Origin of the sequence: Salmonella sp. A29-2, assembly GCF_020150755.1 — a bacterium.
GTDB classification, from domain to species: domain Bacteria; phylum Pseudomonadota; class Gammaproteobacteria; order Enterobacterales; family Enterobacteriaceae; genus Salmonella; species Salmonella enterica.
The window spans coordinates 404,551-418,627 of record NZ_CP083731.1; the positions used below are offsets into that span (position 1 = coordinate 404,551).

The window sequence follows — 14,077 nt, forward strand, 5'->3', positions numbered from 1 at the left end:
TAGGCAGAATTATTACTATTTAAATTTTTCTGGTGTATTTAAAGTTGATTTCTTAATTCACTTTTAAGTAAAAATAATTTGAGATTACGAGTAGTTGTAAAATAAAGCCCTGTTATTCAGGGCTTTATTTTAATTAATAATTAGAGAACCAATTTAATTTATCGCGTAAGCCAACGACCCGGCCAACGATAATCAGCGCCGGGCTTTCAACCTGTTGCGCTAATTCACCAAGCTGCGTCAGCACACCGTGGACGACGCGTTGCTTCACGGAGGTACCGTTTTCTACCAGCGCAACCGGCATATCGGCCTGCATACCGAATGCGATCAGTTTTTCCTGGATAGTCGCTGCCTGATTCAGCCCCATGTAGAACACCAGCGTCTGTTTTTCTGCCGCCAGGTTTTCCCAGTCCAGCTCGCCGCCGGTTTTCAGGTGACCCGTGACCAGACGTACGCTCTGGGCGTAATCGCGATGAGTTAGCGGAATACCGGAGTAGGCGGAGCAGCCGGAAGCCGCGGTAATCCCCGGCACTACCGAGAAAGGAATACCGGCATGACACAGCGTTTCCAGCTCTTCGCCGCCGCGACCAAAGATAAAGGGATCGCCGCCTTTCAGGCGTACCACGCGTTTACCTTTTTGCGCTTCACGCAGCAGGATCTGGTTGATTTCTTCCTGTGGGACGCAGTGGTAACCCGCGCGTTTCCCCACAAAGACCCGATCGGCATCGCGGCGTACCAGGTTCATAATGTCGTCGGAGACGAGGCGATCGTAAACCACGATATCCGCCTGTTGGATTTGTTGTAACCCTTTCAGCGTCAGCAGTCCGACATCACCCGGCCCGGCGCCGACCAGCACGACTTCGCCACGGTGATCCAGCGGTTCGCTAAACAGGCGTTCGGTTGTCGCGTTAACCGCTTTCTCATCGGCATTCGCCAGCGACTGCGCCAGCCGGTCATTGACGAAAAATTTTTCCCAGAAGCGACGACGTTCGCCCATCGTGGCAAACTGCTTTTTCACTCGGGCGCGGAGTTGTCCGGCATAGCGCGCGACCTGCCCCAGATGCTGCGGCAGCAGCGATTCCAGCTTCTCGCGCAGCAGACGCGCCAGCACCGGGGAAGTGCCGCCCGAGGAGACGGCGACCATCAGCGGCGAGCGGTCAATAATGGAGGGCATGATAAAGCTGGCGGCTTTCGGCGCATCCACCACGTTGCAGAAGATACGGCGTGACTCCGCCGCGTCGCTGACGCGCTGGTTGACGGTATCGTCGTCAGTGGCCGCGATCGCCAGCCAACACGAGTCGAGAAGCGTTTCGTCGAACGGCCCCTCAACCAGAGTCAACATGCCTTCATTTGCCCATACGGTGAACTGTGGAATAAAGTTCAGCGCATTGACCGTTAAACGTGCGCCTGCTTCCAGCAATAACCGTGCTTTGCGTTCTGCGACATCGCCACCGCCGACGATCAGACAGTCGCGGTCGCGTAATTGACAAAATATAGGCAAATGGTCCACGACATTACCCCTTAATGGTTGGCTGTAACCTTAATTTGGTTGGTTTTTTGCGGAACAGGACGCTCCGATTTCGGCGTAGCATACCAATAACCCAATCCCATGAACACGACGCCGGACAAAGTATTACCCAGAGTGACCCATAACAGGTTGTGTCCGATTCCGGACAGGGTATAGGCGTCGCTGTGATGACCAAACCAGGAGAGGGCAAACAGCGTCATATTCGCGACGGAGTGCTCGTAGCCGGAAGCGATAAACGCCAGCAGACACCACCAGATAGCAAGAAATTTTGCCGTGCCTTCGGTGCGGATCGCCATCCAGATTGCCAGACAAACCAGCCAGTTACACAGCGCGCCTTTGAAGAACAGTACCGTGGCGGGCGCGGTGGTTTTTGCCAGCGCGACTGAGTGAACGATGCTGGTATCGACCGGCAACAAACTGCCGCCGCCCCAGCTGTAAAGCAGGGCGACAAAGACGGAACCGACCAGGTTGCCGAGCCAGGTTTGCGGCAGGATAGCCCACATTTGACCGTGGCTGATGGTGCCTGCTTTGACGCCCAGCGTCAGGAACATGGTGTGGCCGGTAAACAGTTCGGAACCGGCGATGATGACCAGCGTTAAGGCGATACCGAAGGTGGCTCCCATCACCAAAGGACGCACGGACGGGTCGAGCAGATTGCCGAGGGTGAAAATAAGAATGATGCCGAGACCGACATAAGCCCCGGCCATTGCTGAACTGACCCAGAAGCCGAGCGGATTATTCGCCGACAGGCGTGCGATGCGTGTAGCGTTAGCCGCACACTTATTAATAGTGTCTGTAAACATTTGATTATCCTTTTCTCACTTCATCCTTTGCACTGCCTCTTTGTTGGCTGCCCTCGCTCACCCCAGTCACATAGTGAACTATGCTCCTGGGGATTAATGAGGGACATCCTTGTCCCTCACCGAAGGCAGCCAGCGGCTGTTCAAATTCGTTCCTGACGAATTTGTTGCTCAGTTGCCGCCGCGATGCAGTACAAATGATTTTGTGATAACAATTAAAATGAAAAAAATACAAAAAAGGGGAGGCGTTGCGCCTCCCAAAAATAATTAACCGCGCAACTGCACCACGCCGTCTTTTACCCGCGCGTCGTACTGTTTCACAGAGAACTGCTCATCTTCCATGCACAGCCCGTCGCTTAAACGAAAGCGCTGCTTTTTCAACGGGCTGGCGACCCACAGTTCGCCCTGGTGTTCCGCAATCAGTCCACGAGACAGCACGCTGGCCTCAAAGAACGGGTCGATGTTGCTGATCGCGAACACCTGATCGCTATGGTAAGGACGGAAAATCGCCACCTGTTCGCCGCCTGACAGCGCGCAGACGCCGGTTCCCGGCAGGATGTCATCGATTTTGCAGATGTTTTGCCACTGGCTCATGCGTTTTCCTCCACCAGAGTGACCGGGATACGTTCATACGGCGTGGCCGGTCGATGCTGTTCACGTTCCGGGACGACCTGGACATTTGGGTCGCGCTTGTCGCTGTTGATGAAGTGTTTGAAACGAACCTGCGCCGCTGGCGTGTTGACGGTCTCCGTCCACTCGCAGACCACCGCTGCGCGCAGGCGCGCCATCTCTTCTTCCAGATGTTCGTTCAGGCCCAGCTTATCGTCGATGATGACCGATTTCAGATAGTCGATGCCGCCTTCCAGGTTATCTAACCACGGCGCGGTACGGGTCAGCTTATCGGCAGTACGGATGTAGAACATCATAAAGCGGTCGAGGTACTTGATCAGCGTGTCGCGATCGAGATCGGCTGCCAGCAGATCCGCATGACGCGGTTTCATGCCGCCGTTACCGCAGACGTACAGGTTCCAGCCTTTTTCTGTCGCGATGATACCGACATCTTTACCCTGCGCTTCCGCACATTCACGGGTACAGCCGGAGACGCCGAATTTCATTTTGTGCGGGGTACGAATGCCTTTGTAGCGGTTTTCCAGCTCGACGCCGAAACCGACGCTGTCGCCCACGCCGTAGCGGCACCAGGTGCTGCCGACGCAGGTTTTCGCCATCCGCAGCGCTTTGGCATACGCGTGACCGGTTTCGAAACCGGCTTCAATCAGTTGACGCCAGATTTCCGGCAGATCGTCTTTTTGCGCGCCAAACAGACCGATACGCTGAGAACCGGTGATTTTGGTATAGAGGTTAAACTCGCGGGCGATACGCCCCACGGCCACCAGACCTTCCGGGGTGATTTCACCGCCCGCCGAGCGCGGGATCACCGAGTAGGTGCCGTCTTTCTGGATATTCGCCAGGAAGTTATCGTTAGTATCCTGTAGCGGCGTGTGCTGCGGTTTGAGGATGTATTCGTTCCAGCACGACGCCAGCAGCGAACCGACGGTCGGCTTACACACTTCGCAGCCGTAGCCTTTACCGTGTTTCGCCAGCAGTTCTTCAAAGGTTTTGATACCTTCCACGCGGATTAAGTGGAACAGTTCCTGACGAGAATAAGCAAAGTGCTCGCACAGGTTGTTGTTGACTTCAATACCCTGTTTCGCCAGTTCGGCGTTCAGTACCTGCGTCACCAGCGGGATGCAGCCGCCGCAGCCGGTTCCGGCTTTGGTTTCCGCTTTCAGCGCCGCCACGGTATGGCAGCCTTTATTGATAGCGGCGATCAGATCGCCTTTAGTCACATCGAAGCAGGAGCAGATCTGCGCGCTGTCCGGCAGTTTATCCACGCCGATAGCGGGTTTACCACTGCTCGCGTGCGACGGCAGGATCAGTGAATCCGGGTTTTCCGGCAGTTCGATGGCATTCAGTACCAGTTGCAGCAAATTGCCGTAATCGCTGGTGTCACCGACCAGTACTGCGCCGAGCAGCGTTTTGTTATCTTCGCTGACAATAAGACGTTTGTAGACTTCTTTGCTTTCATCGAGGTAAACGTAGCTACGCGCGCCCGGCGTGCGGCCATGCGCGTCGCCGATGCCGCCGACGTCCACGCCCAGCAGCTTCAGTTTGGCGCTGAGATCCGCGCCTTCAAAGGCGTTTGCACTGCCGAGGATATGGTCAACGGCGACCTGGGCCATTTTATAGCCTGGTGCGACCAGACCGTAAACGCGGTTGTTCCAACTGGCGCACTCGCCGATAGCGTAGATATCCGGGTCGGACGTCTGGCAGGTGTCGTTAATCACGATACCGCCGCGCTGCGCGACGGCCAGACCACACTGGGTAGCCAGCTTGTCGCGGGGGCGAATACCGGTAGAGAAGACGATAAAATCGACTTCCAGCTCGCTGCCGTCGGCAAAACGCATAGTCTTACGCGCTTCGTTACCCTGCTGAACAATCTCTTGCGTGTTTTTACTGGTGTGTACACGCACGCCCATGCTTTCGATCTTGCGACGTAGCTGCTCGCCGCCCATCTGATCGAGCTGTTCCGCCATCAGCATTGGCGCAAATTCAATGACGTGCGTTTCCACGCCGAGGTTTTTCAGCGCGCCAGCGGCTTCCAGCCCCAGCAGACCGCCGCCGACCACCGCCCCGCGTTTGCTGCGACGGGCGCAGGCTTCGATAGCGTTGAGGTCTTCAATGGTACGGTAAACGAAGCAATCCTGGGTTTCGGAGCCTTTAATCGGCGGAATCCACGGATAGGAACCGGTCGCCATGATCAGCTTGTCATAATAAACGGTACGACCCGCGCTGGAGTGAATCACTTTCTCCTGACGGTTAATGGTAATTGCGCGTTCGCCAACCAGTACCTTCACGCCGTGCTTCTCGTAAAATCCTTCACGCACCAGAGAGAGCTCTTCCGCGGTGTGGTGAGAGAAGTAGGATGACAGGTGGACACGGTCATAGGCTTTACGGGGTTCTTCACAGAACACGGTAATGTCGAACAGGCTAGCGTCGGATTTATCAAGGAGATCCTCAATAAAGCGGTGGCCGACCATACCATTACCGATAATAGCGAGTCTGACTTTGCTCATTTTTGCCTCGATTTCTTTTCTATTACCGCCTACCTTAACGATTCAGCAACCCCGCTTATTGATGTAAATCAAATTCACCTTTATATACCTCTTAATGGGTATATAGCTGATTTGTCTGGATTTTTATAAGTGGCGGAATTGTCAGGCTTTTCAGGTTTGTACAAATAACATACAAAATGAGGGGTTTTTAGACCAACAGGCCTACCTCGTCAGGAGGGGGATAGAGTGCCGGAGGGCGACGTCGCCATCCGGCAAGGATTATCAATGCGTAGCCGGCGCGCTATGTTGGCGATGACGGGACACAAAGCCGAGCACAAAGCACATCACAAAGACCACCGCATACAGGCCATTCGCGGTGAGTAGCGCCGCCTGTGGACCGCTGTGCGCCACAATCGGGCCGGTGACGACGAAGGTCAGCATCGTTCCGATAGTGCCGCAGGTCAGAATAAAGTTAACCAGCTTAGGCGAGGCCACTTTCGTTTGCTGCGATCCCAGCGTAATGATGGAGGTATAAATGGCGCTGGAGAAGAAGCCCAGCGTCAGAATAAACCACGGCATATGCGCCTGCGTGCCGGTAATAAACAGATACATCAGTACCGCCGCCATACCCGCCAGTACGGTCAGAATGCGTTGCAGATCGAAAAAGCGCAGGATAAAGCTGAACGCCCACATGCCAAACATATAGGACATCCAGAAATCACTCACCAGCGCCCCGGCGTCATTCAGGCTCATGCCGAGGCCTTTGGCGTATTCCGGCACCCAGGAGATAAAGCCCAACTGGCCAAGGATATAGCACAGCGCGGCGACGGCGAGAAACAGTACGCCAATGCCCCATTTTTCTTTGACGACAGGCGCCTGAGAGTGCTGCGCATGTTTACCCAGCGCCGGAAATTCACAGCCGAAGGTCAGGATGAAAATCGCCAGGTAGACCAGGCCGATACAGGCGTAGACCCAGTACCACTCAATACTACGCGCCAGCAGGAAGGCGGCGACCATAGGAAAAATCATCCCCGCCATGCTGAAGAAGGAGTCGGTAAACAGCAGTCGGGAACCGCGCTGACGCCCTTCATACAGTTGCGTAATCAGGAAGGTGCCAATCGACATGGTGATCCCGCTGACCAGCCCCAGCACAAACATCGCCGCTGAGAACAACGCCAGGCTGTGGCTGAACATCAGCCCGGCCACCGCCAGCACCATCAGGATAAAACCAAAGCGTAGCTGTGTTTTCAGCGGGATGATTTCCATCAACCACGCATTGAGGAAGATCGAGATCAAAATCCCGGCGTTCAGGAAAGTAAAGGTGTTACTCATGCTGGAAACGGGCAGCTGAAAATAGTCTGCGATATTTCCCATCACCATCCCGGTGACAATCACCAGCGCCCCGGTCAGGGCGTAGGAAAGAAAGCTGATCCATGTGAGCTTGATGCGGTTGCTGTTAGTCATGTCTGGCCTTGAAGAGAAGTGAAGCGCGTGGAGGGCGCGTTAAGCGGGCAGATTTTAGGCGCTTTTGTGATGCATTTAAATAATTATTAGTGATAGTAATGTTCATTACATTTTTTAATGTGATGTTTGTCACATCATATTGCAAGAATACGGCGTTGCGTCGTAACGTTACATTTGTTTCATATACGTAAAATTAGGTAAAGGGCTGGCCTGGCCCAGGAAGGCTCTTTAAAATCATTCCACTTGCTTTATTTCTGCTCTCTTTAAGGAAATCTCATGCTCAAATCGACTCTGGCGGCTGTCGCAGCTGTTTTCGCTCTTTCTGCTCTTTCTCCCGCAGCGTTGGCAGCAAAAGGCGATCCTCATGTGCTGTTAACCACCTCCGCCGGGAATATTGAGCTGGAGCTGAACAGCCAGAAAGCGCCGGTTTCTGTGAAAAACTTTGTCGATTACGTCAACAGTGGTTTCTATAACAACACTACGTTTCACCGCGTTATTCCTGGCTTTATGATTCAGGGCGGTGGTTTTAACGAGCAGATGCAGCAGAAGAAACCGAATCCGCCGATTAAGAATGAAGCCGACAACGGTCTGCGTAATACTCGCGGCACGATCGCGATGGCGCGCACCGCAGATAAAGACAGCGCCACCAGCCAGTTCTTTATTAACGTCGCGGATAACGCTTTTCTCGACCACGGCCAGCGCGACTTTGGCTATGCGGTATTTGGTAAAGTGGTAAAAGGTATGGATGTCGCCGATAAAATCTCACAGGTACCGACGCACGATGTCGGGCCTTATCAGAATGTGCCGACAAAACCAGTCGTTATCCTTTCCGCGAAAGTCCTGCCATAAAACATGCCTGCGCGGGCGCGAGCCGCCCGCGTTTTCTCCCTGTCTCAGCGTAACCTGAAATTGCTGCTTATACTTGTGGTCAAGCACAGACATATTCAGGGAGGCCCGGTGAAGAAACTTACCGATAAACAAAAGTCACGCTTTTGGGAACAGCGGCGCAACGTTAACTTCCAGCAAAGCCGCCGTCTCGAAGGTATTGAGATCCCCTTAGTAACTCTGACCGCCGATGAAGCGCTGGCACGTCTTGACGAGCTTCGGAGGCACTATGAGCGATAAATTTGGCGAAGGGCGCGATCCGTACCTCTATCCGGGGCTGAATGTGATGCGTAATCGGCTGGGGATTCATCAGGCCCAGCGACTGGCGCAAGCGGCATATGAAATGACCGCGCTTCGTGCCGCCACGATTGAACTGGGGCCGCTGATACGCGGCTTGCCTCATCTGTGCGCGATTCATCGCCAGCTCTATCAGGATATTTTCGACTGGGCAGGACAACTGCGGGAGGTCGATATTTACCAGGGCGATACCCGTTTCTGCCACTTTGCCTATATCGAAAAAGAGGGCAACGCTCTGATGCAGGATCTGGAAGAAGAGGGCTATCTGGTCGGTCTGGCGCACGAGAAGTTTGTCGAGCGGCTGGCGCATTACTACTGTGAAATTAACGTGCTTCATCCGTTTCGTTTGGGGAGCGGGCTGGCGCAGCGCATCTTCTTTGAACAGCTGGCGTTACATGCAGGCTACGCGCTGAGTTGGCAAGGTATTGCGGTTGAAACATGGAAGCAGGCGAACCAGAGCGGCGCGATGGGCGATCTCTCCGCTTTGCAGGCGATTTTTCAGAAAGCGATAAGCGAAGCTCGCGAAACTGAGTAAAATAGTGCGGTTCTACTGACCCGGAGCCGCCATGATCCTGCTTATCGATAACTATGATTCCTTTACCTGGAACCTCTACCAGTATTTTTGTGAACTGGGCGCGGAAGTGCAGGTCCGGCGCAATGATGCGCTGACGCTGGCGCACATTGACGCTTTGAACCCGCAAAAAATCGTTATCTCTCCTGGCCCCTGTACGCCGAATGACGCTGGCATTTCACTGGCGGTCATCCGCCATTATGCCGGACGTATTCCGATGCTGGGCGTTTGCCTGGGTCATCAGGCGATGGCGCAGGCCTTTGGCGCGTCGGTGGTGCGGGCAGCGAAAGTGATGCACGGTAAAACGTCACCTGTTACGCATAATGGACAGGGCGTGTTTCGGGGATTGCCCAGCCCGTTAACCGTGACACGTTACCACTCGCTGATTGTCGACCCTGCCACGTTGCCTGAGTGTTTTGAGATCACCGCCTGGAGCGAAACGCAGGAGATTATGGGCATTCGCCACCGCGAGTGGGATCTGGAAGGCGTGCAGTTCCACCCGGAAAGTATTCTCAGCGAACAAGGACACGCTCTGCTGGAAAATTTCCTCCGGCGTTGATTTGTGGTTGCTATTGAGTGATTTTTTATTCATATTTTGTGATTATAATTTCACTGGCATTTCTACTTAACCGGGTGGTAATGATATGGCAACTGAACAAACGGCTATTACGCGCGCAACTTTTGATGAGGTAATTCTGCCTGTTTATGCACCGGCGGACTTTATTCCGGTCAAAGGTAAAGGCAGCCGCGTATGGGATCAGCAGGGCAAAGAGTATATCGATTTCGCCGGCGGGATTGCAGTGACTGCGCTGGGCCATTGCCATCCGGCACTGGTCGAGGCGCTGAAATCCCAGGGGGAAACCTTGTGGCATACCAGTAACGTTTTTACCAATGAACCGGCGTTGCGTCTGGGACGTAAACTGATCGACGCCACGTTTGCCGAGCGCGTGCTGTTTATGAATTCCGGCACCGAAGCGAACGAAACCGCTTTTAAACTGGCGCGTCATTATGCCTGCGTGCGCCATAGCCCGTTCAAAACGAAAATCATTGCCTTCCATAACGCCTTTCATGGCCGTTCCTTGTTTACCGTCTCTGTAGGCGGGCAGCCGAAATATTCCGACGGCTTTGGGCCAAAACCCGCCGATATTATTCACGTTCCCTTCAACGATCTTCATGCGGTGAAAGCGGTAATGGATGACCACACCTGCGCGGTGGTGGTCGAGCCGATTCAGGGTGAAGGCGGCGTGCAGGCGGCTACACCGGAATTCCTCAAAGGGTTACGCGACCTGTGTGACGAGCATCAGGCGTTGCTGGTGTTTGATGAAGTACAGTGCGGGATGGGGCGCACCGGAGACCTGTTTGCCTATATGCACTACGGCGTCACGCCGGATATCCTCACCAGCGCCAAAGCGTTAGGCGGCGGTTTTCCGGTGAGCGCCATGCTGACCACGCAGGAAATAGCCTCGGCCTTCCATGTCGGTTCGCATGGTTCAACCTATGGCGGTAATCCGCTGGCCTGTGCGGTGGCTGGCGCGGCATTCGATATTATTAATACGCCAGAGGTACTACAAGGCATTCACACTAAGCGGCAACAGTTTGTGCAACATTTGCAGGCGATTGACGAGCAATTTGACATTTTCAGCGATATTCGCGGCATGGGGCTGCTGATTGGCGCGGAACTGAAGCCGAAGTACAAAGGTCGGGCGCGTGATTTTCTGTACGCAGGCGCGGAGGCCGGCGTGATGGTGCTCAATGCCGGAGCCGACGTGATGCGTTTTGCCCCGTCGCTGGTGGTGGAAGAGGCGGATATCAATGAAGGAATGCAGCGCTTTGCGCAGGCGGTAGGGAAGGTGGTGGCCTGATGGCGGATTGCCGGATAAGCGTAGCGCATCCGGCAGTCGGTCTTAACTTTTTGTATCCCGTAGCCGCTTACTCAGCCAGATACCGTGATGCGGACGCTGACGCCAGGCCATCGACGAAATGGTGTGCATGGTGTTCAGATGGCCAATGATGCGCTGTAAATGTTGTTCCAGAGTGCTCAATAAGCCATGTGACGGCATGTCCGGCGACTCCAGAATATTGACATCGCCGGAGCCGCCTGGCCTGTCGTACTCCAGGCGCTGCTGGCAGCGCTGAATCGCAATCTCGCAAGATTCCAGATAGCGCTGCGCCAGATCCGGCGTCAGCATGGTGTGTTCCCGCGCCAGCGTCGTCATAGCGTTGATATGCTCGACAATAAACTGGCTGTGCGTGACCCACAGTTTCATATCCGACAGATAGTGGGTATTGAATCCGGGTTCCTGCATTGCCTGATTTAACGAGTTGAATAACGTGTTATGCGCCTGGTTGACCCGCATTCTTTGATAAGCGAGCGGGGTGGCCTGCGGATCGTTACTGAGGATCAGTCGGATAGCTTCTTGATCGGCTTCCAGCGCATCATGGGCGTTTTTACGTAATAGCCCGCTTTGCCATTGCGGCCACAGCCAGACCATGCCGCCAAAGGCAATTAAACAGCCAATCAGCGTATCGATCAGCCTCGGCACAATAAACTGTTCTCCGTTTAACGTCAGTAACTGGATGGTGTATACCGCCGTCACCGTAAAGCCGACCGTCGCCCAGCCGTAGTTTTTACGAATAATCAGATAACTTGCCAGCGTTAGTACCAGCATGACCGCCAGCGTAATGCTTTCGGGAATATGTAAGTGCAGCGTGACGCCGGCAATCACCAGGCCGACCAGCGTTCCGACCGAACGGTGCAGAATACGTACGCGCGTCGCGCCATAGCCGTTTTGGGTGACAAACAGCACCGTCATGAGGATCCAGTACGGTTTAGGCAGGTGCAACGCGCTGCCCATCAGACTGGCGATGCTCATCATCACGCTGATGCGTCCGGCGTTGCGTAGCGCCGGCGATTTTAGAGACATATAATTTTTCAGCGCCGGAAGTAGCGGCAGACGACGCTGTTTATCGGCCATCAGGTCGCGGGCGTACAGCGGCCGCTGAGTACGCAGCACACGGGCGATTCGACTGAAGTGCCAATAGCAGAACTGGCCTACCGGATTTTCAGGATGCTGATTAGCGATCTTCTCCAGAGCGCCAATCTGTTTTTCCATGGAGAAACGCGTCGGCAGACGATGATAAAGAATGTCATCCGCCAGCACGCGCAGACGGGCGGCGACCGTTTGCGCATTCCAGCGAATCACCTCTTCCGCATGGCTGCGTTCTACCAGTTTCTGTACCTCTTCCGGCTGATGCAGGCTGACGGAGATGTGCTCCTGCAAATCCATCGCTTCCTGAAAAGCCCGCAACAGGCGCTTGTAATCATTATTGTTGTGCGCCGAAAGCATATGCATCTGTTGGTAACACTGGGTAATAAGATCGACCGCTTTTTGCTGGCGTATCAGCAGGGGAGGCAGCGCTTTTTCCGGATCGATATGTTGGGTGAGCAGGCTGTATTTCGCTTCGCAATAATCGGCCAGTTCACGGTATAACAAACTCAATGACTCGCGCAGCGGCTGTTCGCGCCATAGCCAGAACCAAAACCAGTTAAACACGCCGTACCATAGCGTGCCCAGCGCATAAATGAGCAGCGGCTCCCAGACGGGCATGTATCCCGCAAGGCTCAGGGTAAAGATGGCGGCAATCAGCGATGCTGGCAGTAACCGCGCGTGAAGCGGGCTAATTTCCGCCGTCACGCCAAGCACCAGCGTGAGCCCGGTCAGGATCAACGGCAGGGGGATGGATTCCGCCAGCAGAAGTTGCGTTACCAGACTGCATCCGGCGAACAGCGACGCGCCGATGATCAGGCGTTTAAAAAAGCGTTTGTGCGGGGTATCCAGACCTGCAATGTTGCAGCAGGCGGGAACGAGAGAGAAAAGCAAGCCCAGGTGTAGCTGGCCTATCAATAAACCAACAGCCACAGGCAGGCACAGCACCAGCGTTTGCCGTAGTGCGTAATTAATCTCTGGGTGATAAATCAGTCTTCGCCACATCGATGCAAACAAAAATGGCGCATGATAAAACGCGCCATTCTGACGGAATTAACGGGTGCCGTAGACGACGATGGTCTTGCCATGCGCGGAGATCAGGTTTTGATCTTCCAGCATTTTCAAAATACGACCAACGGTTTCGCGGGAGCAGCCGACGATCTGGCCGATTTCCTGACGGGTGATTTTGATCTGCATCCCATCCGGGTGCGTCATGGCATCGGGCTGTTTCGCCAGATTCAGCAGCGTCTGAGCGATACGCCCGGTGACGTCAAGGAAGGCGAGGTTACCTACTTTTTCAGAGGTGACTTGTAAGCGACGAGCCATCTGGGAAGAGAGGCGCATCAGAATATCCGGGTTGACCTGGATTAATTGGCGAAATTTTTTGTAGGAAATTTCAGCGACCTCACATGCGGTTTTCGCACGTACCCAGGCGCTGCGTTCCTGGCCTTCTTCAAACAGGCCCAGTTCACCAATAAAATCACCCTGATTCAGATAAGAAAGGATCATTTCTTTCCCTTCTTCATCTTTGATCAGCACTGCCACGGAGCCTTTAACGATGTAGTACAGCGTTTCTGCTTTTTCACCCTGGTGAATCAGCGTGCTCTTTGACGGGTACTTATGAATGTGGCAATGAGACAAGAACCATTCAAGAGTCGGGTCTGTTTGCGGTTTGCCAAGCACCATGCGCGGTTATCCTCTGTTATAAGCTGTCTCCAGAGCCAGAAAACGGCACTGTCTCTGGGGTTGCAAAAATATACTTCCCGCTACCTGGGAAGGGGGCTACGAAAATAGATTGTAGCCTGTAATGTGATGTCCTCTGCATACATGCAGTACGTCAATGTATTACTGTAGCATCTTGTCTGTTTTAGCATAGCTTTCGCCGTGTGTCTCCTGGTGTCTCGCTTCAGCATGACCCAGGTCGCCTTCCATTGCGACTTTTGTTGTATGCGCGTAATCTTTCAGGAAAATTGAAACATTGGAGTTACGAAATATGCAAGCGCGTGTAAAGTGGGTTGAAGGGCTCACGTTCCTCGGAGAGTCCTCCTCCGGCCACCAGATTTTAATGGATGGCAACTCCGGTGACAAAGCGCCGAGTCCGATGGAGATGGTATTAATGGCGGCTGGCGGATGTAGCGCTATTGATGTGGTATCAATCCTGCAAAAGGGCCGTCAGAATGTCACCAACTGCGAAGTGAAGCTGACATCCGAGCGCCGGGAAGACGCGCCGCGCCTGTTTACGCACATTAATTTGCATTTTATCGTTACCGGCAGCGATCTGAAAGAGGCTGCCGTTGTGCGCGCTGTCGATCTCTCCGCGGAAAAATATTGCTCGGTGGCGCTAATGCTGGAAAAAGCGGTCAATATTACCCATTCGTATGAAGTGATTGCGGCGTAACACGTGATGCCGGATGGCGGCGTGGCCTTATCCGGCC

General features: G+C 54.0%; 13 protein-coding genes. 6 read left to right on the forward strand and 7 right to left on the reverse strand.

Annotated elements, in window-relative coordinates; translation table 11 throughout:
- Positions 1-133: 133 nt before the first annotated feature.
- The 5 genes from cysG to tsgA form a co-directional block, all read right to left on the reverse strand.
- Positions 134-1,507, reverse strand: a complete 1,374-nt coding sequence (cysG, locus tag K8W53_RS01815; protein WP_023224867.1) for a siroheme synthase CysG — start codon at positions 1,505-1,507, stop codon at positions 134-136.
- An 11-nt stretch (positions 1,508-1,518) separates the two neighbouring features.
- Positions 1,519-2,328 carry a nitrite transporter NirC gene (gene nirC, locus K8W53_RS01820; RefSeq protein WP_023205242.1) on the reverse strand — a complete coding sequence of 270 codons (810 nt, stop codon included), beginning with the start codon at positions 2,326-2,328 and terminating at the stop codon, positions 1,519-1,521.
- Positions 2,329-2,592: 264 nt separating this feature from the next.
- Complete coding sequence (gene nirD, locus K8W53_RS01825) at positions 2,593-2,919, reverse strand: nitrite reductase small subunit NirD (RefSeq protein ID WP_000084817.1); 327 nt, start codon at positions 2,917-2,919, stop codon at positions 2,593-2,595.
- A complete protein-coding gene (gene nirB, locus K8W53_RS01830) occupies positions 2,916-5,459 on the reverse strand; it encodes an NADPH-nitrite reductase large subunit (protein ID WP_023224866.1) in 2,544 nt (847 codons plus the stop codon). Before nirB ends, nirD begins: the two co-directional genes overlap by 4 nt.
- A gap of 261 nt (positions 5,460-5,720) precedes the next feature.
- Complete coding sequence (tsgA, locus tag K8W53_RS01835) at positions 5,721-6,902, reverse strand: MFS transporter TsgA (protein WP_023224865.1); 1,182 nt, start codon at positions 6,900-6,902, stop codon at positions 5,721-5,723.
- A gap of 276 nt (positions 6,903-7,178) precedes the next feature.
- Here tsgA and ppiA point away from each other — a divergent pair, with 276 nt between their 5' ends.
- From ppiA to argD, 5 genes are all read left to right on the forward strand, one after another.
- Positions 7,179-7,751 carry a peptidylprolyl isomerase A gene (gene ppiA / locus K8W53_RS01840; RefSeq protein WP_000920478.1) on the forward strand — a complete coding sequence of 191 codons (573 nt, stop codon included), beginning with the start codon at positions 7,179-7,181 and terminating at the stop codon, positions 7,749-7,751.
- A 108-nt stretch (positions 7,752-7,859) separates the two neighbouring features.
- On the forward strand, positions 7,860-8,027 hold the full coding sequence (locus tag K8W53_RS01845; RefSeq protein ID WP_001519136.1) for a YhfG family protein: 168 nt from the start codon (positions 7,860-7,862) through the stop codon (positions 8,025-8,027).
- Complete coding sequence (locus K8W53_RS01850; RefSeq protein WP_001280665.1) at positions 8,017-8,619, forward strand: putative adenosine monophosphate-protein transferase Fic; 603 nt, start codon at positions 8,017-8,019, stop codon at positions 8,617-8,619. The genes K8W53_RS01845 and K8W53_RS01850 overlap by 11 nt, the downstream gene beginning before the upstream one ends.
- Positions 8,620-8,650: 31 nt before the next feature.
- Positions 8,651-9,214, forward strand: coding sequence for an aminodeoxychorismate synthase component 2 (gene pabA, locus K8W53_RS01855; RefSeq protein WP_000601879.1), 564 nt, complete (start codon positions 8,651-8,653; stop codon positions 9,212-9,214).
- An 85-nt stretch (positions 9,215-9,299) separates the two neighbouring features.
- A complete protein-coding gene (argD, locus tag K8W53_RS01860; RefSeq protein ID WP_000190024.1) occupies positions 9,300-10,517 on the forward strand; it encodes a bifunctional acetylornithine/succinyldiaminopimelate transaminase in 1,218 nt (405 codons plus the stop codon).
- A gap of 42 nt (positions 10,518-10,559) precedes the next feature.
- Here argD and K8W53_RS01865 read toward each other — a convergent pair whose 3' ends face one another.
- Together K8W53_RS01865 and crp are read right to left on the reverse strand one after the other, a co-directional pair.
- Positions 10,560-12,647, reverse strand: a complete 2,088-nt coding sequence (locus K8W53_RS01865; protein WP_000269312.1) for a YccS/YhfK family putative transporter — start codon at positions 12,645-12,647, stop codon at positions 10,560-10,562.
- Between the two features lie 48 nt (positions 12,648-12,695).
- A complete protein-coding gene (gene crp / locus K8W53_RS01870) occupies positions 12,696-13,328 on the reverse strand; it encodes a cAMP-activated global transcriptional regulator CRP (protein WP_000242758.1) in 633 nt (210 codons plus the stop codon).
- A 307-nt stretch (positions 13,329-13,635) separates the two neighbouring features.
- Between crp and K8W53_RS01875 the strand changes: the two genes are divergently transcribed.
- On the forward strand, positions 13,636-14,040 hold the full coding sequence (locus K8W53_RS01875) for an OsmC family protein (RefSeq protein WP_023224863.1): 405 nt from the start codon (positions 13,636-13,638) through the stop codon (positions 14,038-14,040).
- The last annotated feature ends 37 nt before the right edge of the window (positions 14,041-14,077 follow it).

Bases quoted from the DNA above. Each gene is read 5' to 3' on its own strand.
- argD (WP_000190024.1), top strand. From the start codon at position 9,300: ATGGCAACTGAACAAACGGCTATTACGCGCGCAACTTTTGATGAGGTA.
- ppiA (WP_000920478.1), top strand. From the start codon at position 7,179: ATGCTCAAATCGACTCTGGCGGCTGTCGCAGCTGTTTTCGCTCTTTCT.
- K8W53_RS01865 (WP_000269312.1), bottom strand. From the start codon at position 12,647: ATGTGGCGAAGACTGATTTATCACCCAGAGATTAATTACGCACTACGG.
- K8W53_RS01850 (WP_001280665.1), top strand. From the start codon at position 8,017: ATGAGCGATAAATTTGGCGAAGGGCGCGATCCGTACCTCTATCCGGGG.
- crp (WP_000242758.1), bottom strand. From the start codon at position 13,328: ATGGTGCTTGGCAAACCGCAAACAGACCCGACTCTTGAATGGTTCTTG.
- pabA (WP_000601879.1), top strand. From the start codon at position 8,651: ATGATCCTGCTTATCGATAACTATGATTCCTTTACCTGGAACCTCTAC.
- nirB (WP_023224866.1), bottom strand. From the start codon at position 5,459: ATGAGCAAAGTCAGACTCGCTATTATCGGTAATGGTATGGTCGGCCAC.
- K8W53_RS01875 (WP_023224863.1), top strand. From the start codon at position 13,636: ATGCAAGCGCGTGTAAAGTGGGTTGAAGGGCTCACGTTCCTCGGAGAG.
- tsgA (WP_023224865.1), bottom strand. From the start codon at position 6,902: ATGACTAACAGCAACCGCATCAAGCTCACATGGATCAGCTTTCTTTCC.
- nirC (WP_023205242.1), bottom strand. From the start codon at position 2,328: ATGTTTACAGACACTATTAATAAGTGTGCGGCTAACGCTACACGCATC.
- nirD (WP_000084817.1), bottom strand. From the start codon at position 2,919: ATGAGCCAGTGGCAAAACATCTGCAAAATCGATGACATCCTGCCGGGA.